The organism is Streptomyces sp. AM6-12, from assembly GCF_044327085.1.
Taxonomy (GTDB): domain Bacteria; phylum Actinomycetota; class Actinomycetes; order Streptomycetales; family Streptomycetaceae; genus Streptomyces.
On the sequence record NZ_JBIQWN010000001.1, the window covers coordinates 629,671 to 650,418 of the forward strand.

Below are 20,748 nucleotides of genomic sequence, written 5' to 3' on the forward strand. Positions count from 1 at the left end.
CCGAGATCGGGGTGCGCGCCAACCAGGTACGGAAGGTATCGGGTGGCGGAGAGACGGCGGGACGTGACCGCAGGCCACCCAGGGAAGTTTCGTGGCCTCAGGCGATGGCGCCGAGCAGCGCCCGTGCGCACAGGTCGCGCACCTGTTCCCGGCCCGGCTCGCCGTCGCGCAGCCACTCCAGGCAGACGGCGGTGGTGAAGGCGAGCCAGCCGCGCACGGCCAGGCGCAGGTGCGGGGCGCGCTCGAAGGCGGGCCCGAACTCGGGGTCGGCCGCGAGGGCGGCGAGTATCTGCCTCTCCTGCGCGGCCAGGGCCCGTCGGTAGACCCGGCGCACGGCCTGGTCGCCGGCGGCGTCGGCGCGGTGGAAGGCGCGGAAGCCGTGGGCGTGGGCCTGCACATAGCCGAGGTAGATGTCGAGTCCCGCGGTCAGCTGCTCGCGCGCCGGCACGCCCGGCTCGGCCGCCGTCATGCGCAGCATGCGCTCGCTCTCACGCTCCACGACTGCCGCGAAGAAGTCCCGCTTGGTCGGGAAGTAGTGGTAGAGCAGTCCGCGCGAGACGCCGGCGAGATCGGCGACCTGCTCGATCCACACCTCGTCGTACGGGCTCTCCGAGAACAGCCGCGCGCCGACCGTCAGCAGCTGCTCACGGCGTTCGCCGGTGCTGAGGCGGCGCCGGACGCGTTCCCCCTGGTTCGCGGGCATGGCGTCACCTTACTTGACGCCGGTTCAACAAGCGGACCAGACTGAGGCCGTTGTTGAATCCGCGTATAACAGGCGCGCGCCGCGCGGTCGACGGCCCGCCGGGTCAAGGGAGATCGGCATCATGGCGCAGACGACGGAGCGGGCACGGGACACGGACGGGACCGGGGACGCGCCGCTGCCGAAGGGCTTCCGCAGCGCCGAGCTGGGATGGCCCGAACTGCACCGCGTCCCGCATCCGCCGCGCCGGCTGCCGCTGCTCGGCGATGTGCTGGGCGTCGACCGGCGCAAACCCGTCCAGGACTCGATGCGGTTCGCGCGCGAACTGGGGCCCGTCTTCCGGCGCCGGATCTTCACCAAGGAGATCGTCGTCGTGTGGGGGGCGGGTCCGGCCGCCGATCTCGCCGACGAGTCCCGGTTCGCCAAGCATGTCGGGCTGGGCGTGGCCAACCTCCGGTCGGTCGCCGGGGACGGGCTGTTCACCGCGTACAACCACGAGCCCAACTGGCAGCTGGCGCACGACGTGCTTGCGCCCGGATTCAGCCGGGACGCGATGGCGGGCTACCACTCGATGATGCTCGCGGTCGCCGGGCGGCTGACCGACCGCTGGGACCGGGAGCTGGCCGCGGGACGCGCGGTGGACGTGCCCGGTGACATGACCAAGCTGACCCTGGAGACGATCGCGCGCACGGGGTTCGGCCACGACTTCGGCTCTTTCGAGCGGGACCGGCCGCACCCCTTCGTCTCCGCGATGATCGGCACGCTGACCTACGCCCAGCGGCTCAACTCCGTGCCCGGCCCGCTCGCCCCGCTCCTGCTGCGCGCCGCCGCCCGGCGCAACGCGGCCGACATCGCGTACCTGAACCGTACGGTCGACGCCCTGGTCCAGGAGCGGCGCGCCTCGGGCGGCGGTGAGGGCGACCTGCTGGACCGGATGCTGGCCACGGAGCACCCGTCGACCGGTGCGAAGCTGTCCGCGCAGAACGTCCGCCGGCAGGTCATCACCTTCCTGGTCGCCGGGCACGAGACCACCTCGGGCGCGCTCTCCTTCGCCCTGTACTACCTCGCCCGGCACCCGGAGATCGCCGCGAGGGCGCGCGCCGAGGTGGACCGGGTCTGGGGCGGCGCCGGGCAACCCGCCTACGAGCAGGTGGCCAAGCTGCGGTATGTGCGCCGGGTGCTCGACGAGTCGCTGCGGCTGTGGCCGACCGCGCCCGCGTTCGCCCGCGAGGCCCGCCGGGACACGGTGCTCGCCGGGGACCATCCGATGCGCCGGGGCGCGTGGGCCCTGGTCCTCACGCCCATGCTGCACCGCGACCCCTCGGTGTGGGGCGAGAACGCTGAGGACTTCGACCCCGACCGCTTCACCCCCCAGGCGGTCCGCACCCGCGCCCCGCACACCTTCAAGCCCTTCGGCACCGGGCTGCGCGCCTGCATCGGCCGCCAGTTCGCCCTGCACGAGGCCACCCTCGTCCTGGCCCTCCTGCTCCGCCGCTACGACCTGCACGCCGACCCGGCGTACCGGCTGACGGTGACCGAGCGGCTGACCCTGATGCCGGAGGACTTCCGGCTGCGGCTGACACGTCGGGCAACGACGGGGCGGACGCCGGAGGGGAACGGGGTTCCTGGCGGCGACGGTTGCCCGGCGCGGGAGGAGGGCGGGGCTCCCGGAGGTGGCTGCCCGGCGCATGCGGGTGAGGGCCGGGGAGGTGAGGAGGACCGGGAGCGGAGCTGATGCGGTCCGCCCGCGCTCCGCGCGCTCCTCACTCCCAGTGCGCGGGCCGGCTCAGCGTCCCCGGCAGCCGCGTCCCCCCGCTCCCCCGAGCCGCGTTCACCTGCGGCTGGGTGAGGAAGAAGGCGCCGGTCAGGTCGGCGTCGGAGAGATCGGCGTCGCGCAGGTCGGCGCCGATCATGTCGGCGTCCCGCAGATCCGCGCCGGTGAGGTCGGCGGCGATGAGGTACGCGCCGCGGAGGGTGGCCCCGCGCAGGTCGGCGCCCCGGAGCCGGGCGCCCATCAAGTCCGCGCCCCTGCGGTCCTTGCCCTTTCCGCCCTTGCCGCCCTTTCCGCCCCTTGCGCCCTTGCCCCCTGCCGCCGCGGCCCGGACCAGCTCGCTGGTGCGCAGCAGGAGGACGTTGATCTCCGCGCGGTGCGCGGCGACGTCCAGCGCGGCCAGTTGCCCGGCGGGCAGCAGGGTGAGGCGCTCGGTCTCCTCCAGCGCCCCGCGCAGCTCGGGGTGGACGGGCCGGGCGGCGGGCAGGGTCAGCGCCTCGGTCAGGTACCAGAGCAGCTCGTGCAGCTGTCGTACGACCGGGAACGCCTCGAACATCCGGCGGGCCCGGTCCTTCGGCGCCGTACGCCAGTCCTGGCCGTCGAAGGTGTGGCGCGAGACCTTCTGGCCCGCGCCGAAGCAGTCGTAGACCGTGCAGCCGGTGAAGCCCTTGTCCCGCAGCCGGGCGTGGATGCCGCAGCGGTGGTCGGCGGCGAGGTTGGGGCACGGCGTGCCCGCGGGCTTGTCGAGGGCGAAGTCGGCGGACGCGGCGAAGGGCAGCGCGACACAGCACAGCCCGAAGCAGTTCCCGCAGTCCCCGCGCAGCTGGGGCAGTCCGGCTGTCTGATCTGGCATGCACACAGCCTACCGGCGCCGACCAGCCGCAATCCCGGCCCGCCGGACCGGAGGTTGCGGCCCCCGCCGCACGGGGGTTACCTGGAAGTACCGGCGGTGAAGCGCGCGCACGGGGGCTCCGGCACATACCGGGGGCCCAAGGGCGACGCCCGCTCCCCCCGGCCCCGGTTTCGCCGCCGTCATCCAGCGTTTCACGCGGAGGTGACCAAGTGAAAGCCGTCGTCTACGAAAAGCCGTTCAGCGTGGCGGTGCGAGACGTCGATGATCCGCGGATCGAGCACCCCAACGATGTGCTCGTCCGCGTCACGTCGACCGCGATCTGCGGCTCCGACCTGCATATGTACGAGGGCCGCACGGCGGCCGAGCCGGGCATCGTCTTCGGCCACGAGAACCTCGGGGTGATCGAGGAGGTCGGCAGCGGCGTCAGCTCGCTGTCCGTGGGCGACCGCGTCGTGATGCCGTTCAACGTGGCCTGCGGATTCTGCAAGAACTGCCTCGCCGGCGAGACCGGCTTCTGTCTGACGGTGAACCCCGGCTTCGCCGGCGGCGCCTACGGATACGTGGCCATGGGCCCGTACGAGGGCGGTCAGGCCGAGCATCTGCGGGTGCCGTTCGCCGACTTCAACTGCCTCAAACTGCCACCGGGCGAACAGTTCGAGACCGACTTCGTACTGCTCGCCGACATCTTCCCGACCGGCTACCACGGCTGTGAGCTGGCCCAGGTGTCCCCCGGTGAGAGCGTGGCCGTCTACGGCGCCGGTCCGGTGGGTCTGATGGCCGCCTACTCGGCGCTGCTGCGCGGCGCGTCCAAGGTGTTCGTGGTGGACCGGGTGCCCGAGCGGCTGGCCAAGGCCGAGGAGATCGGGGCCATCCCCATCGACTTCACCAAGGGCGACCCGGCCGAGCAGATCAGGGCGCGGACGAACGGGGAGGGCACGGACAAGGGCGTGGACGCCGTCGGCTACCAGGCCCAGGCGCACGACGACACCAGCCACGAGGAACCCGCCATCGTCCTCAACGCGCTGGTGGAGACGGTGCGGGCGACCGGCAGGCTCGGTGTGCCGGGACTGTACGTACCGTCCGATCCGGGCGGCCCCGACGAGCACGCCAAGCACGGCCAGCTGCTGGTCTCGATCGGCAAGATGTTCGAGAAGGGCCAGAAGATGGGCACCGGCCAGTGCAACGTCAAGCGGTACAACCGCCAGCTGCGCGATCTGATCACCGCCGGGCGGGCCAAGCCCAGCTTCGTGGTCTCCCATGAACTGCCGCTGGACCAGGCACCGCAGGCGTACGAGAAGTTCGACAAGCGGATCGAGGGCTATACGAAGGTCGTCCTGCATCCGGGCCACGCGCTCGCCGCGTGAGGCCGTGGGGTCCGGGCGCCCTCGCCGGGTGCCCGGACCCGCTGTGTCACACCTCGTCCCGGACCAGCGCGAGGAGCCGGTCCAGCACCCTGGGCGCGCCGCTGCGCAGCCCGTCGTGCTCGTACTCGTCGGTGACCCAGGTGCGCAGCCCGCGGATGGCGGCGGCCGTGCGCAGCGCGTGCGCGGTGTCGACGTACATGTCGTCGTGGTAGACGGCCGCGGCCACCGGGACCTCGTTCGCGGCGAGGCGGTCGCGGTCGTACAGCGGGGTCCAGTCGGTGCGGGCGGCGAGGAGTTCGGCGGTCTCGCGCAGCGGGCGCAGCGCGGGGTCGGTGTCGAACATCCAGGGGTGGATGGTCTCGCCGGTGAACAGCAGCGGCTCGTCGCCCGCGAGCGTCTTCGCGGCGTCGAACCGGGGGAACTCGGCGCGGACGCGTTCGGCGGCCCAGGCGGTGGGGCGGGCGTCCTGGCCGTAGATCGACTCGTGGACGAGGGCGTAGAGGGGGTGGCCCGCGAACGACAGCAGGTTCTGCACCTGCTCCTGAAAGGCGTCCGCCAGTTCGGTTCCGGCCGGGGTGCGGACGAAGGCGTCCTCCAGGAGGAGGTGCAGGCGGTGGCTGCCGTCGCCGCTGCCGAGCATCAGGCCGAGGGACTGGAATGCCTCGACGGTGAGGCGGTAGCCGTTCGGCAGCACCACGTCGTGGGTGAGCAGGTGCTCGGCGATGCGCCGGGCCCGCTCGATGTCCTGCGGGTACCGGGCGTAGTGCGCGGTGACCTTGCGTTCGACGCGGGGGTAGGCGGCGCGGTAGACGTCGTCGGCGTGCGCGTCGAGGTCGGGCAGTCCGCCGGTGATCAGGGCGGTGTCCAGGCCCTCCGGGGCGAGGGAGAGGTACGACACCGTGCAGAAGCCGCCGAAGCTCTGGCCGAGCACGGTCCAGGGGGCGCCGCCGGTGACCTCGGGGCGGATGGCCTCGCAGTCGCGCACGATGGAGTCGGCGCGGAAGTGGGCGAGGTAGTCGGCCTGTTCGGCCGGGCCGCCGCGCAGCGGAAGCGTCTGCCGGGTGGCGGGGGTGGAACGGCCCGTGCCGCGCTGGTCGAGCAGCAGCACCCGGTACTCGTCGAGCGCCCGGTCGAGCCAAGCCTGCCGTCCGACGAAACGATGCGCCCCGAAGCCCGGACCGCCCTGGAGGTACAGCAGCCAGGGCAGCTCCTTGCCCGCCTTGTTCCCGGCGACCACCTCCCGCGCGTACAGCTCGATGCTCTCGCCACCGGGATCGGCGTGGTCGAGGGGCACGGTGAACCGGCGATCGGTCAGAACGACACCGGGCTGGCGGTAGCTGCTGCTCAACGGGTCTCCCGGGAAACGTGGGGCGGACGGACCAAGTTCAGCACATCGGCGGGGAGACGGGCGACGGGGTGACGGGCGGCCGTGAGGTGCGAGGGCGGGCGCCCGCCGCGTGCCGGGGAAGGACGCGGTCGGGGCTCCCGTACGGGCCGGGGCGCGCGCCACACCCCGAAGTGCCGGTCTCCACGCCTGCCGCTGTCGCGATTAGGCTGCGTCACGCCCCCGTGATCGATCCCGAGGAGCCGCGATGCGTGTCGCCCTGTTCCTGACGTGTGTCAATGACACGCTCTATCCGGAGACCGGGAAGGCCGTGGTGAAGCTGCTCACGAGGCTCGGGGTCGAGGTCGACTTCCCGATGGGGCAGACGTGCTGCGGGCAGGCGCACTACAACACCGGGTACCGGCACGAGGCGGAGCCGCTGGCACGCCGGTTCGCGGAGGTGTTCGGCCCCTACGAGGCGGTCGTGACACCCTCCGGATCATGCGGGGCGATGGTGCGGGAGCTGTATCCCCGGATGGCGGACCGGGCCAGGGCCGAGGGGCGCGGGGACTCGCTCGCGCGGACCCTCGCGCCGGTGGTGCCGAAGACGTACGAGCTGACGGAGTTCCTCGTGGACGTGCTGGGCGTGACGGACGTGGGCGCCTGGTATCCGCACACGGTCACCTATCACCCGACCTGCCACGGCCTGCGGAGCCTGGGCCTCGGGGACCGGCCGCGCCGGCTACTGGAGGCCGTCGGGGGGCTGGACCTGGTGGAGCTGCCGGGCGCGGACGAGTGCTGCGGGTTCGGCGGGACCTTCGCGGTGAAGAACGCCGCCGTCTCGGCGGCGATGGGCACGGACAAGGTGCGCAACGCCGAGTCGACCGGCGCCGAGGTGCTGTGCGCGGCCGACAACTCCTGTCTGATGCACATCGGCGGCACCCTGACCCGGCTCCGCACGGGCATCCGGCCCGTCCACCTCGCGGAGATCCTGGCGAGCACCAAGGAGGACCCGGCACTATGAGCGGTACGTTCGTCGGCATGCCGGCCTTTCCCGAGGCGGCGCGCGCCGCCGTGGACAACCCGACCCTGCGCGGGAATCTGCGGCACGCCACCCACACCATCCGCGCCAAACGGGCGGGCGCGGTCGCGGAGTTGTCCGACTGGGCCGAGCTGCGCGAGGCGGGCCGCCGGATCAAGGACCACACGCTGCGCCATCTCGACCGGTATCTGGAGCAGTTGGAGGCGTCGGTGACCGCGGCCGGCGGCACCGTGCACTGGGCCGCCGACGCCGGGGAGGCCAACCGGATCGTGGCCGCGCTGGTCAAGGAGACCGGCGAGTCGGAGGCGGTCAAGGTCAAGTCGATGGCCACGCAGGAGATCGGGCTCAACGAGGCGCTGGAGGCCGAGGGCATCCGCGCCTACGAGACCGATCTCGCCGAGCTGATCGTGCAGCTGGGCAAGGACCGCCCCTCGCACATCCTCGTCCCGGCCATCCACCGCAACCGCGCCGAGATCCGGAAGATCTTCACGCAGGAGATGGCCGCCTGGGGCCGCCCCGCGCCCGAGGACCTGACCGAGGCGCCCGCCGACCTCGCCGAGGCGGCCCGGCTGCATCTGCGGGAGAAGTTCCTGCGGGCCAAGGTCGGCATCTCCGGCGCCAACTTCATGGTCGCCGAGACCGGCACGCTGGTCGTGGTGGAGTCCGAGGGCAACGGGCGGATGTGCCTGACCCTGCCGGAGACGCTGATCTCGGTCGTCGGCATCGAGAAGATCGTGCCCACCTGGCGCGATCTGGAGGTCTTCCTCCAGACCCTGCCCCGCTCCTCCACCGCCGAGCGGATGAACCCGTACACGTCGATGTGGACCGGCACCACCGACGAGGACGGCCCGCGCGCCTTCCACCTGGTGCTGCTCGACAACGGCCGCACCGACGCCCTCGCCGACCAGGTCGGCCGCCAGGCCCTGCGCTGCATCCGCTGCTCCGCCTGCCTGAATGTCTGCCCCGTCTACGAGCGGGCCGGCGGACACGCCTACGGCTCCGTCTACCCCGGCCCCATCGGCGCCATCCTCACCCCCCAGCTCCGGGGCACCGCGAGCGAGATCGACGCCTCCCTGCCGTACGCGTCGAGCCTGTGCGGCGCCTGCTACGAGGTGTGCCCGGTCGCCATCGACATCCCCGCGGTGCTGGTGCACCTGCGCGAACGGGTCGTCGAGGGCGGCCCCGCGGTGCGGGACGGCAACAAGGTGGTGCTGCGTCCGGCCAGGGGGCACGCGGCCGAGCGGGCCGCGATGCGGGCGGCGGCCTGGGCGTTCGGGCACCCGCGCGCCCTGCGCACCGGCCAGCGGCTCGCCGCCCGCTCCCGCCGGCTGCACCCCCGTACCCTGCCGGGCCCCGGCCGGGCCTGGTCCGGCACCCGTGATCTGCCGAAGCTGCCCGCGGAGCCGTTCCGGGACTGGTGGCAGCGCACGCGCGGCGGAAAGGACGGCAAGTGAACAGCAGGGAGCGGATCCTGGGCCGGGTGCGGCGCGCCCTCGCCGACGTCCCCGCGGACGAGGGGCCGTACGAGGAGGCCGTGCCCCGGCCCTATCTGCGCGAGCACGGGCGGCGGACGGTCGAGGAGACGGTCGATCTGCTGGCCGAGAACCTCACGGACTACCGGGCGGTCGTGCACCGCACCGGCGCGCAGGAGCTGCCGGTCCTGGTCGCCAGGCTGCTCGCCGCGCGCGGCTCGCGGGAGGTGCTGGTGCCCGCGGGGCTGCCGCAGGAGTGGCTGGCCGCCACGGACGCGCAGCGGGTCGCGGACCGGTCCGGGGACACCCCGCAGCGGCTCGACATGGCCGGCAGCGTGATGACGGGCTGTGCCGTGGCGATCGCCGAGACCGGCACCCTCGTCCTCGACGGCTCCCCCGACCAGGGCCGCCGCCGGATCTCGCTCGTCCCGGACCACCACATCTGCGTGGTGAAGGTCCCCGAGCAGGTGGTCGCCTCCGTGCCCCAGGCCCTCGAACGCCTCGCCCCCACCCGCCCGTTGACCTGGATCTCCGGCCCCTCGGCCACCAGCGACATCGAGCTGGACCGGGTGGAGGGCGTGCACGGGCCCCGGACGCTGGAAGTGATCCTGCTGGACGGCTGAACACACAGACGGCGGCCGCCGATCGCCGCGCGGGGCACCGGCGGCGCCGCTAGCGTGGAGGACATGATCCGGTTCGAGCACGTCACCAAGCGCTACCCGGACGGTACGACGGCCGTGGACGACCTCTCCTTCGAGGTCGCCGAGGGCGAGCTGGTGACGCTGGTCGGCCCCTCTGGCTGCGGCAAGACGACGACCATGATGATGGTGAACCGGCTGATCGAGCCGACCTCCGGGCGGATCAGCGTCGCCGGCGAGGACATCTCCGGGGTCGACCCGGTGCGGCTGCGCCGCCGCATCGGGTACGTCATCCAGCAGGTGGGTCTGTTCCCGCACCGCACCGTGCTGGACAACACCGCGACCGTGCCCGCGCTGCTCGGCTGGAAGCGGGCGAAGGCGCGGGCCAGGGCCGCCGAGCTGCTGGACCTGGTGGGCCTGGACCCGAAGACGTACGGGCCGCGCTATCCCGAGCAGCTGTCCGGCGGGCAGCGCCAGCGGGTCGGCGTGGCGCGGGCGCTGGCGGCGGACCCGCCGGTGCTGCTGATGGACGAACCGTTCGGCGCGGTCGATCCGGTGGTGCGCGAGCAGTTGCAGGACGAGTTCCTGCGGATGCAGGCGGCAGTGCGCAAGACGGTGCTGCTGGTCACCCATGACATCGAGGAGGCTGTCCGGCTCGGCGACCGGATCGCCGTGTACGGTCAGGGCCGTATCGAACAGTTCGACACGCCGGGGGCGGTGCTGGGGGCTCCCGCGACGCCGTACGTCGCCTCGTTCGTGGGCGCGGACCGGGGGCTGAAGCGGCTCTCGGTGACCGCGATCGAGCCGGACGACCTCCAGCAGCCGCCCGTGGCCCGCACGGACGAGCATGCCGGACGGGCGCGGGAGCGGCTGCGGGATCAGGGCGCGCGCTGGGCGGTGGTCCTGGACGCGCGGGGCGATCTGCACGGCTGGGTCGGGGTCGAGGACCTCGCGGCGGGCGGCACGGTCGGACAGCACGCCCATCGGATGACCGCGTGGGTGCCGGTCGGGGCACCGCTGAAGCAGGCGTTCGGGATGATGCTCCAGTACGACGCCGGGTGGGTCGCGGTGCTCGACGGGGCGCGCTTCCTCGGGGTGCTGACCCCGGCCAAGCTGCACGAGGCGCTGCGCCGCTCGGTGGACGCGGACGCGCGGGGCGTGGCGCGCGGGCAGGTGCCCTTCGACTCCGTCTCGGACGCGTGAAACCGGTGTCCTGTCTCCGCGTCCTGTCTTCCCGTCCTGCTTGAGCGGCCGCGCCCCCTACGTGAGCAGGCCCTTGTCCCTGAGGTAGGAGCGGGCCACGTCGGCGGGGAGCCTGCGCCAGCTGTCGACCTGTTCGTTCAGGTCGGCCAGGTCCCGCGTGGTGAGCACGTCGTTGAGGCGGCCGAGGGCCTTGGTGACCTTGGCGCCGCCCGCGCGGGCGCGGTTGACGACCGGGACCACGTAGTCGGCGTTCTGGAGGTGCCGGTCGTCGGTGAGCAGGACCAGCCCGAACTGGTCGAGGGTGGCGTCCGTGGTGGTCGTCAGCACCATCTGGTCCCGGCCCTGCTGCACCGCCCGCTTGGCCGGGGTGGTGCCGACGCCCTTGGGGTCGACGCCGGTGACGTCGATGCCGTACACCTTCCGCAGGCCCGGCGCGCAGTACGGCCGTTGCACGCATTCGTCGCCCGCCGCGAGCCGTACCCGCAGGCCCGACGCGCCGAGGTCGCTGAGCGTTCTGAGATGGTGCGCGCGGGCGTAGTCGGCGCTCACCGCGAAGGCGTTCTGGTCGACGGCGCGGCCCGGTGGCAGCACGGTGAGTCCGCGGGGGGCGGCGAGCGCGCGCAGCGCGGTCATCGTGGCGGCGAGGTCGGGTGAGCCGACCGGTGGCGCGTCGGCGCCGTGGACCTTGGCGTTCAGCCAGTCCGCGAAGGTGGCCGCGAACTCGGGCACCACGTCGATCTGGCCGGACTCCAGGGCCGGTTCGTACAGCTCCCGGTTGGAGACGGTGAGGATCGAGGTCCGGTATCCGGCCGAGTCCAGCAATTGCGCGTACATCTGGGCGAGCAGATCGCTCTCGGTGAAGCCGGCCGAGCCGATGGTGAGGTGGTGGCTGTCGCCGGGCGGCGCGGTGACCCGGCCGCGGTTCTCCAAGGAGGGGCCGCTGGCGCAGCCGGTGAGGACGAGGAGCAGGAGCAGGCAGAGGGCGCGTCTCATCGGCCGCTCCTCGCCCGCGCGGGTCCCAGCCGTTCGGCGATCTCGAAGCAGCCCTCCACGAGGAGCGCGAACACGGCGACCAGCAGGGCGCCCGCGACCACCTGGGGCGTGCTGGCGAGGTTGAACCCCGCGGTGATGATCCGGCCGAGCCCGCCACCGCCCGCGAGTGCCGCGATGGTGGCGGTGGCGACGAGTTGTACGGCCGCGATCCGCACCCCGTTGAGCAGCAGGGGGAGCGAAAGGGGCAGTTCCACGTGAAACATCAGCTGTCGGCCGGTCATGCCCATGCCCCGGGCCGCCTGTACGACTCCGCGGTCGACCTCGCGCATTCCGACGTAGGCGTTGGTGAGCAGTGGTGGCACCGCGAACAGCACCAGGGCGACGACGGTGGGGCCCTCGCCCCAGTTGCCGACCGGGGTGAGCAGCAGCAGGACCAGCACGGCGAAGGTGGGCACGGCCCGGCCGACGTTGGAGATGTTCACGGCGAGCGCGCCGCCCCGGCCGAGGTGGCCGAGGACCAGGGCGACGGGCAGGGCGATCAGACAGCTCAGCGCGAGGCAGACGGCGGTGAGGGCGAGGTGCTGGAGCAGCCGGTGCCACACGCCGTTGTCGCCGGACCAGTGCGCGGGGTCGGCGAGCCAGTGCCAGGTGGCGGTGAGGGTGCTCATGGGCGGCTCGCTCCCGGCCGGTCCGCGCTCATGGGCGCGCCGCCCTCGTCCACGGCGTGATCAGCCGCTGCACGCCCAGCAGCAGCAGGTCCGCGGCGATGGCGATCAGCACGCAGAGGACGGACGCGGTGAGCACCTGGGCCTTGAAGTAGGTGTTCATGCCCGCGTAGATGAGATTCCCCAGGCCCCCGTAGCCGACGATCGCGCCGACGGTGACCAGGGAGACCGCGGAGACGGTGGCGATGCGCAGCCCGGCCATGGCGGCGGGCAGGGCGAGGGGCAGTTCGACGGTGAGCAGCAGCCGGACGGGGCCGTAGCCGAGGCCGCGCGCCGCCTGCCGGGTCTCCTCCGGTACCGCGCGCAGGCCCGCGAGGAGATTGCGGACCAGCAGGGTGAGCGAGTACAGCACCAGACCGGCGACGACGAGGGTGGCGGAGAGGCCGTAGAGGGGCAGGAGCAGGGAGAACATCGCGAGTGACGGGATGGTGTAGAGGATCGTCGTGAGGGCGAGCACCGGTCCGGCCGCCCAGCCCCAGCGGCGGGCCAGCACGGCGAGCGGCACCGCGATGACCAGGCCGATCAGGATGGACAGGGCGGTCAGCTGGAGGTGCTGGACGACCGCGTCGAGCAGGATGCCCCGGCGGCTGCTCAGATAGGCGCCGCAGATCCACTCGTTGCGGGCGAGGCAGTCGTCCGGGGCCGCGGTCACGGGTCCATTGGACCGGTGGACGGGGCGGTGCGCGCGCGGTGGGGAGCCGTACGGGCGAGAAGGCGTCGGGCGGGGCCGGGGGCGGGCCGGGATCCACGCGTGACAGCGGTGCTGAACAAGCGCTTAGATAGAAGGGCTTGGGCAGAATTCCGGACACTGCTCCCGATCCCGCCGGAGGACCCCGTTGTTCACGTCCGTCGACGACGTCTCCGCCCGCCTCGCCGAGACCGGCTACCTCGCCTCCCCCGCCGTCGCCACCACCGTGTTCCTCGCGGCCCGGCTCGGCAAGCCGCTGCTGGTGGAGGGGCCCGCCGGGGTCGGCAAGACCGAGCTGGCCAAGGCCGTAGCCCAGGTGACCGGCGCCCGCCTGGTCCGGCTCCAGTGCTACGAGGGCGTGGACGAGTCCCGCGCCCTGTACGAGTGGAACCACGCCAAGCAGCTGCTGCGCATCAGCGCGGGCCGGGACGAGAGCTGGGACGAGACCCGGACCGACATCTTCAGCGAGGAGTTCCTGCTCCCGCGCCCGCTGCTGACCGCGATCCGCGGCGAGGAACCGACGGTGCTTCTGATCGACGAGACCGACAAGGCCGACGTCGAGATGGAGGGCCTGCTCCTGGAAGTGCTCAGCGACTTCCAGATCACGGTGCCGGAGCTGGGCACGGTCACCGCGACCCGCCGCCCGTTCGTCGTGCTCACCTCCAACGCGGGCCGGGAACTGTCCGAGGCGCTGCGCCGCCGCTGCCTGTTCCTGCACATCGGCTTCCCCGAGGAGGAGCTGGAGCGGCGGATCGTACGGCTGAAGGTGCCTGGCCTGCCCGAGGCGCTGACGGAGTCGGTCGTACGGGTGGTCGGGGCGCTGCGCGCGATGGACCTGCGCAAGGCGCCGTCCGTCGCCGAGACCGTCGACTGGGCGCGCACCCTGCTGGCGCTGGGCGCCGACACCCTGGACGAGACGGTCGTACGGGACAGTCTCGGGGTGATCCTCAAGCACCAGGACGACATCCAGAAGGCGGCGGCCAAGCTCGACCTGGACGCGCTGTGACGGACCCCGCCGAGCGGATCACCGGCCTGGTCGGGGCGCTGCGGGCGCACGGGGTGCGGATCGGCACCGGCGAGACGGTGGACGCGGCCCGCGCGGCCGAGGCGCTGGGGCTGGCGGACCGGGAGCTGCTGCGCGAGGGGCTGGCCGCGACCCTGCTGCACGGCGCGGCCCAGCGCGCCGTGTTCGACCCGGTCTTCGACCTCTACTTCCCGCGCGGGGTGGGCGCTCCGGACGCCGGGCCCGGCGACCGCGAGAGCCTGCGCGACCGGCTGGCCGAGGCGCTGGCGGCCGACGACCGCGCTCTGATGGCCCAGTTGGCGGCGCAGGCGGTCGACGGCCTCGGCGAATACGGGAGTTCACCGGGATCGGACGGCTGGTCGGCGTACCAGACCCTCGAACGGCTGCGCCCGCAGACCTTGCTGGCGCGGGTGCGGGCCGGCGTACGGGCCGGTGCGGGCGAGGGCGGCCACTTCGCCGACCGGCTGCTGGACGACGAGATCCGGCGCCGTATCGAGGAGTTCCGGCGGCTGGTCGGCGCGGAGGCGCGGCGCCGGGTCGCCGAGCGGCGCGGGCGGGACGAGATCGCGCGGCGCGGGGTGCGCCCCACGGCCGACCGGGTGGACTTCCTGTTCGCCGGCCGGGACCAACTGGCCGAGCTGCGCAGGGCGGTTCAGCCGCTGGCACGCAAGCTGGCCACCCGGCTCGCCGCGCGCCGCCGCCGGGCCGCGCGCGGCACGATCGACCTGCGCCGGAGCCTGCGCGCCTCACTGTCCACGGGCGGTGTCCCGATGCGCCCGGTGCTGCGCCGGCGCCGCCCGGTCCGCCCCGAACTGGTCCTGCTGTGCGATGTGTCCGGCTCGGTGTCGGGCTTCTCGGACTTCACGATGCTGCTGGTGCAGGCGCTGCACGACCAGTTCAGCAAGGTGCGGGTGTTCGCCTTCGTCAACCGCCTCGACGAGGTGACCGGCCTGCTCGACCACGGCCGTGCCGATCCCGAGGGCCTCGGCGCCCGCATCCGCGAGGAGGCCACGCTCACCGGCTGGCACGGCAGCAGCGACTACGGCATGGCGCTGGGCGAGTTCGCCGAGCGGTACGGCGCCGCGGTCGGCCCCCGCACCACGGTGTTCGTCCTCGGCGACGCCCGCACCAACCAGAGCGACCCGAACCTGCCCGCGGTCCGCGAGATCGCCCGGCGGGCCCGGCGCGTGTACTGGCTGAACCCCGAGCCGGCCGGCCAGTGGGGCACCGGGGACTCGGTGGCACCGGCGTACGCGGAGCTGGTGGAGATGCACGAGTGCCGTACGGCACGGCAGCTCGCGGGGCTGGTGGGGCGGCTGTTGCCGGTGTGAGGGTGGGGGTGGTCGTCGTACTGTCGTCCCTACCGCTGTCACCGCCGTCACCGTTGTTACCACCGTCGCCGCACCGAGGGCTCCCGCCCTCCTCCTCCGAGGATTCGCCCATGACGCACCCGCCCGTGCCGCTCGGCACCTTTCCCACCCCGCTCGAACCGGCGCCCCGGCTGGCCGCGGCGCTGGGGCTCGGCCCGGAGGACCTGTGGGTCAAGCGGGACGACCTCACCGGGCTGGGTGGAGGCGGCAACAAGATCCGCAAGCTGGAGTGGACGGTGGGCGCGGCGCTCGCCGAGGGCGCGGACACGCTGGTGACCACGGGTGCCGCACAGAGCAACCACGCCCGGCTGACCGCCGCCGCGGCAGCCCGACTGGGTCTCGGCGCCGTCCTGGTGCTGCGCGGCGCCCCCGGTGCCTCCCGCTCCGGGAACCTCGCGCTCGACGGGCTGTTCGGGGCCCGGCTCGCCTGGGCGGGCGACGTGGACCAGGCCGGCCTGGACGCGGCCGCGGCCGAGGTGTGCGCCCGGCTGCGCGCGGACGGGAAGCGCCCCGCGCTGATCCCGTTCGGCGGGTCAGGGCCGCTGGGCGCGCGGGGCTACCTGCGCTGCGGTGAGGAAATCCGTGCCCGACTGCCCGAGCTGCGCACCGCGGTGGTCGCGCTCGGCTCGGGCGGCACCATGGCGGGCCTGGTCGCCGCCCTCGGCACCGGCGCCGTCCTCGGCGTCGATGTCGGCGCGCTCGCCGACCCGGCCGCCGCGGTGGCCGCGTTCGCGACGCCGCTCACCTCGGAGACGGTCACGGCGCGGCGGCTGCGGGTACGGCGGGACCAGGTGGGCGCGGGGTACGCGGCGCTGACGGAGCCGGTGACCGAGGCGCTGCGGCTGGCGGCGCGCACCGAGGGGATCGTGCTGGACCCGACGTACACCGGGCGGGCCCTGGCCGGGTTGCGGGCGGCGGTCCGCGACGGCGAGGTGCGCCCCGGTGAGAAGACGGTGTTCGTGCACACCGGGGGGCTGCCGGGGCTGTTCGGGCATACGGCGGCGGTGACGGCGGCGGAGGAGGGGGCGGGGGTGTACTGAGGGCCGGGGGCTGGGCCGGAGGGCGTCGGTGGGGGGGGTCAGGGTCGGTTGGGGTCGTCCGGGAAATTTTCTCGGGTTGCACCCGCAACCTCGACCGGGGTCGGACGTCTGTCCGGGTGGAGGCCTCCACTTCGACCAGTAGTCCGACCTGAACCCCCGAAGGAACCCATGTCCACACATCGTGTCCCCCGCCCGAGCCGCATCCGTGCGTTGCGCGCCGTCCTGGGAGTCTCCGCGCTCGGCGCGGCACTCGCCGTGACCGGCACCGTGACCGCGCAGGCCGCGCAGTCCGGCCCCCACGCCGCGGCGCGGCCCGACACCCATGGCGCGGGTCACACCGGCGCCGTGGCGACGCCGAAGCCCGTGCCGTCGGTCCCTGGCGGTAAGGCGACCCCGAGGCCGGTGCCGTCGGTGCCCGGCGGTTCGGCGACCCCGAAGCCCGTGCCGTCGGTCCCGAACGCTTCGGCGACCCCGAAGCCCGTGCCGTCGGTGCCCGGCGGTTCGGCGACCCCGAAGCCCGTGCCGTCGGTCCCGAACGCTTCGGCGACCCCGGAGCCCGCAATGCCGCACCACGGCACGGCCGTTCCGGCGCGGCACTGAAGCAGGGGCGGGTGCGGGGAGCCGTCGTACGGCGGTTCCCCGCACCCGGCCTCGGGAGATCCATGACGACAGCCACACCACCTGCGGCTCCGCCCTGGGAGCGGACCGGCACGTTCCGGCTCCCCTCGCTCCGGCGGAGGTTCACCCGGCTCCTCGCCCGCGTCCACGGGAACACGGACACCGTGTCCGGGCCGTGCCGCCCGGCCGTGGGCACCGCCACGCCCGAACAGCCGCCGGGGATCGAGGAGTTGTACCACCACCGCCGGCTGCCTCTGGTGCGCCTGGCGGTGCTGCTGGTGGACGATCTCCCGACGGCCGAGGACGTCGTCCAGGACGCGTTCACCGCGCTGCTGCGCCGGCACGGGCGCCGGCTCTCCGCGCTGGACGACCCGGAGGCGTACCTGAGGACCAGTGTGGTCAACGCGGCCCGCTCGGTGCTGCGGCGGCGCAGGACCGTACGGGCGCACACCCCCGCGCCGGAGGGGCACGCGCCCGCGCCGGAGGAGGACGTCCTCATCCACGAGGACCACCGGGAGGTGCTGGCGGCGCTGCGCACCCTGACCCGGCGTCAGCGGGAGGTCCTGGTGCTGCGCTACTGGTCGCATCTGACGGAGGCCGAGATCGCGGCGACGCTCGGTCTGTCGAGGGGTGCCGTCAAGTCCACGGCCAGCCGGGCCCTGGACGCGCTCGGCCGGCGTCTGGAGGGGCTGCAATGAACGACCTCACCGCCGGGGAATCCGTCCGGGAACCAGTCGAGGCACGGCTGCGCGCCGCCCTGGCCGCCCGCGCGAACGCCGTCGGCCCGGCCGATCTGCGCCCGCTGCGGCCGCCGGCCGACGCGCTGAAGGCGCCCCTGCTGTCACGTGGGGCCGTGTGGGGGCTGCTGGCCCTGGCGGCGGTGGCGGCCCTCGTCCTCTTCGCGCTCCACGACACCGGGACCCGCCCGGCGGAACCGGCCGGCCCCCCACGCCCGACCGTGCACACGCCCTCACCGCTGCCGAGCTCCTCGTCCCCGACCCCGGTGGCCGGCCCGCCGTCGGCGTCGGGCCGGGCGATGAGCCGGTGAGCGGGTGGGCCGGTGGGCCGGTGGGCCGGTGGGCCGGTGGGCCGGTGGGCCGGTGGGCCGGTGGGCCGGTGGGCCGGTGGGCCGGTGGCGAATCGCACCCGTCCGCGCTCCCCGGTCCGCCACCCGCACCGCTAAGTTGGGCCGCATGAGCAACCTTGACCGCGCGCCCGTACCCGCCATCTGCGGTGGCCGTGGATTCGTCGTCGCCGAACCGGTGCGCGAGCTGCTGAGCCCCCGCCAGGTGAGGCTGGGAGAATCGACCGAGGTGCGCAGGCTGCTGCCGAACCTCGGCCGCCGCATGATCGGCGCGTGGGCCTTCGTCGACCACTACGGCCCGGACGACATCGCCGACGAGCCCGGCATGCAGGTCCCGCCGCATCCGCACATCGGACTCCAGACGGTCAGCTGGCTGCACGAGGGCGAGGTGCTGCACCGCGACTCCACCGGCAGCCTCCAGACGATCCGGCCCCGGCAGCTGGGGCTGATGACCGCGGGGCGCGCGATCAGCCATTCCGAGGAGAGCCCCCGCCCGCACGCCCGCTTCCTGCACGGCGCCCAGCTGTGGGTGGCGCTGCCCGACGCGCACCGGCACACCGAACCGGGGTTCGAGTTCCACGCCGAGCTGCCCACGGTCACCGCGCCCGGCCTGACCGCCACGGTGCTCCTCGGGGACCTCGACGGTGCCGTCTCCCCCGGCACCGCCTTCACCCCGATCGTCGGCGCCGACCTCACGCTCGGCCGGGGCGCCGACGTCCGGCTGCCCGTGGACCCCGACTTCGAGTACGGCGTCCTCGCGATGTCCGGCGAGGTCCATGTGGACGGCGTACCGGTGCTGCCCGGCTCGATGCTCTACCTCGGCTGCGGCCGCTCCGAACTCCCCCTGCGCGCCGAGTCCGACGCCGGCCTCATGCTGCTGGGCGGCGAGCCCTTCGCCGAGGAGCTCATCATGTGGTGGAACTTCGTCGCCCGCACCCGATCCGAGATCGAACAGGCCCGCGAGGACTGGGCGAAGGGGGTCCGATTCGGCGAGGTCAGGGGCTACGACGGCGCTCCGCTGCCAGCACCCGAGCTGCCCCCGGTACCGCTGAAGCCACGCGGAAGGGTGCGCTGAGTTTCCTGACGCCAGGTCAGGACGAGGCCAAGCCGGCTGACCGTCGCACACACCCCTCCGCCGGTCGGAGTGTTCGCCGGTGGAGGGGTGCGTGCGGCGCGCCGTGTGTGTGGGTTGTCGTCAGTAGCCGACCGCGACCTCCATCCACTGGGGGTTGTCCATCGAGGTGTAGGCGGCCTGGCCCGCCACGTCGTCGTAGGGGAAGCCGTACGCCAGGTGGTTGATCGCGTGGTCGTGCCAGTACTTGGCGTACCAGTTGGCCGGGTCGCCGCCGTAGAACCTCGACGGGTCCTGCTGCTGCGCGGCCGGCAGGCTCGCGGTGTGCCGGTTGAGCGCGGCGCACAGGGCGGCGTTGGAGGCCAGGGAGCCCGCGCAGCCGAAGATGTTCGAGGTGGGCTCGTTCACGCCGACCGAAGTGGCGTACGCCGTGAAGTAGTCGGCGTTCGCGCCGCCCGCCCTGAAGCTCGGGTCACTGCCGGGGGCGATGATCCGGTACGGCGCCTGGGTCTGGGCCAGGACCTTGAACTGCTGCGGCACGGAATTCTGGAAGTTCTGGAACACCTGGTCCCGGCTCATCGTGAACAGCTCCTGGCTGTCGCCCAGTTGAACGTCCTGCCCGCTGTGCGAGTGCAGCCGGATGGCCAGGGGCAGCCCCCAGGCGTCGACCCGTGTGGTGTTGCCGCTGAACGAGGCCGTGCCGGTGGTGAATTCGATGAAGTCGTAGTACTGGCCGTTCGGGGAGCCGACGTAGAAGTACATGCGCTGGGCGGGGGCGGCGACGATGTCGACGTAGGGCTGCTCGGCGATGGAGTGCTCCTGGCCGTTGTAGCTCCAGTAGACCTGGCTGTCCGGGTAGGCGCCGCCGGTCCGGTTGAGCACCTTCACCTTCATCACGGCCGAGGACGGCGGGATGTCGTCGGTGGTGCCCCAGAAGGCGTCCGGGGGCGTGCTGCCGCCGGAGCCGCCGTAGACCTGGAACTCCCAGAGGGAGTAGCCGTATGGGGTGGCGCGCTGGGTGCCGTACATCCGGACGTACCGTCCGGAGCCGCTCACGTTCAGGTTCTGTACGCCGCCGGTGCCGGCGGTGGTCGAGTAGACGGTGGTCCAGGGGCCGCCGGCGTCCGTGGCCGTCTGCAGGGTGAAGGCCCTGGCGTAGGCGGCCTCCCATTTCAGGGTGATCTGGGTGAGGGGCTGGACCGAGCCGAGGTCCACCATGATCCACTGCGGGTCGGCGAACGCGCTGGACCAGCGGGTCTGGTCGTTGCCGTCCACCGCCTGCGCGGCACCGAAGGAGGCGTTCTCGGTGGAGGACGCGGTGGCGGGTCTGCCCTGGGAGAGCAGGGTGCCCGCGGCGTGGGCGGGGCTTGCGGAGGTGGCGGTGAGTCCGAGCGCCGCGACGAGCGCGATCAGCAGCGCGAGGACGAGGTGGGGCCGGGAGCGGAGCCGTTCCGGCGCGAGACGTGGTGGGGTGGAGCCGACTGGCATGGGCGCACTCCTCGAACGGGTGGGGACCGTGCTGGAGACCGAACCGTGACGCAGCCTGAGAGCGCTCTCGGGTGAGGGTGATGGTGGCAAGCTCCTCGGAGCCAGTCAATGGGTTGTTCACAAATGGACGGAGGCATCAAGAGATTCGTTCGGATTCTGAACGCCGGGTTCGCGTCGACTGGGAGTGGAGGGGCGGCCTGTGGTCGGCTGGGGGGGAGCGGGAGCGGGCGGATGCCGCTTGCGTCCGGCCGTCGTCGGGCGTGGGTTCGGCGTGGGCGC

20 protein-coding genes are annotated in these 20,748 nt (G+C 73.4%); 12 read left to right on the top strand and 8 right to left on the bottom strand.

Annotated elements, in window-relative coordinates; translation table 11 throughout:
- Window positions 1-97: 97 nt before the first annotated feature.
- Window positions 98-703 (bottom strand): TetR/AcrR family transcriptional regulator, encoded by a 606-nt coding sequence (locus ACE4Q9_RS02730; RefSeq protein WP_397982579.1) that lies wholly within the window; start codon window positions 701-703, stop codon window positions 98-100.
- A gap of 121 nt (window positions 704-824) precedes the next feature.
- Here ACE4Q9_RS02730 and ACE4Q9_RS02735 point away from each other — a divergent pair, with 121 nt between their 5' ends.
- Entirely contained in the window at window positions 825-2,435 is a 1,611-nt protein-coding gene (locus ACE4Q9_RS02735) for a cytochrome P450 (RefSeq protein WP_397982580.1), read from the top strand.
- 28 nt (window positions 2,436-2,463) lie between these two features.
- Here the strand turns inward: ACE4Q9_RS02735 and ACE4Q9_RS02740 are convergent, their stop codons facing one another.
- Entirely contained in the window at window positions 2,464-3,324 is an 861-nt protein-coding gene (locus ACE4Q9_RS02740; RefSeq protein ID WP_397982581.1) for a pentapeptide repeat-containing protein, read from the bottom strand.
- A gap of 209 nt (window positions 3,325-3,533) precedes the next feature.
- Here ACE4Q9_RS02740 and ACE4Q9_RS02745 point away from each other — a divergent pair, with 209 nt between their 5' ends.
- Entirely contained in the window at window positions 3,534-4,688 is a 1,155-nt protein-coding gene (locus tag ACE4Q9_RS02745; RefSeq protein ID WP_397982582.1) for a glutathione-independent formaldehyde dehydrogenase, read from the top strand.
- Between the two features lie 46 nt (window positions 4,689-4,734).
- On the opposite strand, the gene ACE4Q9_RS02750 is transcribed toward ACE4Q9_RS02745, so the two are convergent.
- Window positions 4,735-6,036, bottom strand: coding sequence for an alpha/beta fold hydrolase (locus ACE4Q9_RS02750; RefSeq protein WP_397982583.1), 1,302 nt, complete (start codon window positions 6,034-6,036; stop codon window positions 4,735-4,737).
- A gap of 244 nt (window positions 6,037-6,280) precedes the next feature.
- On the opposite strand from ACE4Q9_RS02750, the gene ACE4Q9_RS02755 reads away from it, so the two are divergent.
- From ACE4Q9_RS02755 to ACE4Q9_RS02770, 4 genes are all read left to right on the top strand, one after another.
- Complete coding sequence (locus ACE4Q9_RS02755) at window positions 6,281-7,036, top strand: (Fe-S)-binding protein (protein ID WP_397982584.1); 756 nt, start codon at window positions 6,281-6,283, stop codon at window positions 7,034-7,036.
- Window positions 7,033-8,508 carry a LutB/LldF family L-lactate oxidation iron-sulfur protein gene (locus tag ACE4Q9_RS02760; RefSeq protein WP_397982585.1) on the top strand — a complete coding sequence of 492 codons (1,476 nt, stop codon included), beginning with the start codon at window positions 7,033-7,035 and terminating at the stop codon, window positions 8,506-8,508. The genes ACE4Q9_RS02755 and ACE4Q9_RS02760 overlap by 4 nt, the downstream gene beginning before the upstream one ends.
- Window positions 8,505-9,149, top strand: coding sequence for a lactate utilization protein C (locus ACE4Q9_RS02765; protein ID WP_397982586.1), 645 nt, complete (start codon window positions 8,505-8,507; stop codon window positions 9,147-9,149). Before ACE4Q9_RS02760 ends, ACE4Q9_RS02765 begins: the two co-directional genes overlap by 4 nt.
- A 63-nt stretch (window positions 9,150-9,212) precedes the next feature.
- Window positions 9,213-10,367 carry an ATP-binding cassette domain-containing protein gene (locus ACE4Q9_RS02770; RefSeq protein ID WP_397982587.1) on the top strand — a complete coding sequence of 385 codons (1,155 nt, stop codon included), beginning with the start codon at window positions 9,213-9,215 and terminating at the stop codon, window positions 10,365-10,367.
- 57 nt (window positions 10,368-10,424) lie between these two features.
- Here ACE4Q9_RS02770 and ACE4Q9_RS02775 read toward each other — a convergent pair whose 3' ends face one another.
- The 3 genes from ACE4Q9_RS02775 to ACE4Q9_RS02785 are packed head-to-tail and all read right to left on the bottom strand — an operon-like array spanning window position 10,425 to window position 12,737.
- Window positions 10,425-11,360, bottom strand: a complete 936-nt coding sequence (locus tag ACE4Q9_RS02775) for an ABC transporter substrate-binding protein (protein WP_397982588.1) — start codon at window positions 11,358-11,360, stop codon at window positions 10,425-10,427.
- Complete coding sequence (locus tag ACE4Q9_RS02780) at window positions 11,357-12,028, bottom strand: ABC transporter permease (protein ID WP_397982589.1); 672 nt, start codon at window positions 12,026-12,028, stop codon at window positions 11,357-11,359. Before ACE4Q9_RS02780 ends, ACE4Q9_RS02775 begins: the two co-directional genes overlap by 4 nt.
- Window positions 12,029-12,056: 28 nt before the next feature.
- Entirely contained in the window at window positions 12,057-12,737 is a 681-nt protein-coding gene (locus tag ACE4Q9_RS02785) for an ABC transporter permease (protein WP_397982590.1), read from the bottom strand.
- Window positions 12,738-12,921: 184 nt separating this feature from the next.
- Here ACE4Q9_RS02785 and ACE4Q9_RS02790 point away from each other — a divergent pair, with 184 nt between their 5' ends.
- The 3 genes from ACE4Q9_RS02790 (at window position 12,922) to ACE4Q9_RS02800 (ending at window position 16,207) form a co-directional block, all read left to right on the top strand.
- Window positions 12,922-13,779: an AAA family ATPase gene (locus ACE4Q9_RS02790; RefSeq protein WP_397982591.1), complete on the top strand. Its 858-nt coding sequence runs from the start codon at window positions 12,922-12,924 to the stop codon at window positions 13,777-13,779.
- Window positions 13,776-15,128: a VWA domain-containing protein gene (locus ACE4Q9_RS02795; protein WP_397982592.1), complete on the top strand. Its 1,353-nt coding sequence runs from the start codon at window positions 13,776-13,778 to the stop codon at window positions 15,126-15,128. The genes ACE4Q9_RS02790 and ACE4Q9_RS02795 overlap by 4 nt, the downstream gene beginning before the upstream one ends.
- A 110-nt stretch (window positions 15,129-15,238) precedes the next feature.
- Window positions 15,239-16,207, top strand: a complete 969-nt coding sequence (locus tag ACE4Q9_RS02800; protein ID WP_397982593.1) for a pyridoxal-phosphate dependent enzyme — start codon at window positions 15,239-15,241, stop codon at window positions 16,205-16,207.
- Between the two features lie 332 nt (window positions 16,208-16,539).
- Here the strand turns inward: ACE4Q9_RS02800 and ACE4Q9_RS02805 are convergent, their stop codons facing one another.
- Complete coding sequence (locus tag ACE4Q9_RS02805) at window positions 16,540-16,785, bottom strand: hypothetical protein (protein WP_397982594.1); 246 nt, start codon at window positions 16,783-16,785, stop codon at window positions 16,540-16,542.
- An 84-nt stretch (window positions 16,786-16,869) separates the two neighbouring features.
- On the opposite strand from ACE4Q9_RS02805, the gene ACE4Q9_RS02810 reads away from it, so the two are divergent.
- The 3 genes from ACE4Q9_RS02810 (at window position 16,870) to ACE4Q9_RS02820 (ending at window position 18,984) form a co-directional block, all read left to right on the top strand.
- Window positions 16,870-17,523: a SigE family RNA polymerase sigma factor gene (locus tag ACE4Q9_RS02810; RefSeq protein ID WP_397982595.1), complete on the top strand. Its 654-nt coding sequence runs from the start codon at window positions 16,870-16,872 to the stop codon at window positions 17,521-17,523.
- Window positions 17,520-17,873, top strand: coding sequence for a hypothetical protein (locus ACE4Q9_RS02815; RefSeq protein WP_397982596.1), 354 nt, complete (start codon window positions 17,520-17,522; stop codon window positions 17,871-17,873). Before ACE4Q9_RS02810 ends, ACE4Q9_RS02815 begins: the two co-directional genes overlap by 4 nt.
- 145 nt (window positions 17,874-18,018) lie before the next feature.
- Complete coding sequence (locus tag ACE4Q9_RS02820) at window positions 18,019-18,984, top strand: pirin family protein (protein WP_397982597.1); 966 nt, start codon at window positions 18,019-18,021, stop codon at window positions 18,982-18,984.
- Window positions 18,985-19,104: 120 nt separating this feature from the next.
- Here ACE4Q9_RS02820 and ACE4Q9_RS02825 read toward each other — a convergent pair whose 3' ends face one another.
- On the bottom strand, window positions 19,105-20,469 hold the full coding sequence (locus ACE4Q9_RS02825) for a beta-1,3-glucanase family protein (RefSeq protein WP_397982598.1): 1,365 nt from the start codon (window positions 20,467-20,469) through the stop codon (window positions 19,105-19,107).
- Window positions 20,470-20,748 lie beyond the last annotated feature (279 nt).

Coding starts and splice junctions, on each gene's coding strand:
- ACE4Q9_RS02730 (WP_397982579.1), bottom strand. CDS start 703: ATGCCCGCGAACCAGGGGGAACGCGTCCGGCGCCGCCTCAGCACCGGC.
- ACE4Q9_RS02810 (WP_397982595.1), top strand. CDS start 16,870: ATGACGACAGCCACACCACCTGCGGCTCCGCCCTGGGAGCGGACCGGC.
- ACE4Q9_RS02740 (WP_397982581.1), bottom strand. CDS start 3,324: ATGCCAGATCAGACAGCCGGACTGCCCCAGCTGCGCGGGGACTGCGGG.
- ACE4Q9_RS02775 (WP_397982588.1), bottom strand. CDS start 11,360: ATGAGACGCGCCCTCTGCCTGCTCCTGCTCCTCGTCCTCACCGGCTGC.
- ACE4Q9_RS02800 (WP_397982593.1), top strand. CDS start 15,239: ATGACGCACCCGCCCGTGCCGCTCGGCACCTTTCCCACCCCGCTCGAA.
- ACE4Q9_RS02825 (WP_397982598.1), bottom strand. CDS start 20,469: ATGCCAGTCGGCTCCACCCCACCACGTCTCGCGCCGGAACGGCTCCGC.
- ACE4Q9_RS02760 (WP_397982585.1), top strand. CDS start 7,033: ATGAGCGGTACGTTCGTCGGCATGCCGGCCTTTCCCGAGGCGGCGCGC.
- ACE4Q9_RS02755 (WP_397982584.1), top strand. CDS start 6,281: ATGCGTGTCGCCCTGTTCCTGACGTGTGTCAATGACACGCTCTATCCG.
- ACE4Q9_RS02770 (WP_397982587.1), top strand. CDS start 9,213: ATGATCCGGTTCGAGCACGTCACCAAGCGCTACCCGGACGGTACGACG.
- ACE4Q9_RS02780 (WP_397982589.1), bottom strand. CDS start 12,028: ATGAGCACCCTCACCGCCACCTGGCACTGGCTCGCCGACCCCGCGCAC.
- ACE4Q9_RS02820 (WP_397982597.1), top strand. CDS start 18,019: ATGAGCAACCTTGACCGCGCGCCCGTACCCGCCATCTGCGGTGGCCGT.
- ACE4Q9_RS02815 (WP_397982596.1), top strand. CDS start 17,520: ATGAACGACCTCACCGCCGGGGAATCCGTCCGGGAACCAGTCGAGGCA.
- ACE4Q9_RS02735 (WP_397982580.1), top strand. CDS start 825: ATGGCGCAGACGACGGAGCGGGCACGGGACACGGACGGGACCGGGGAC.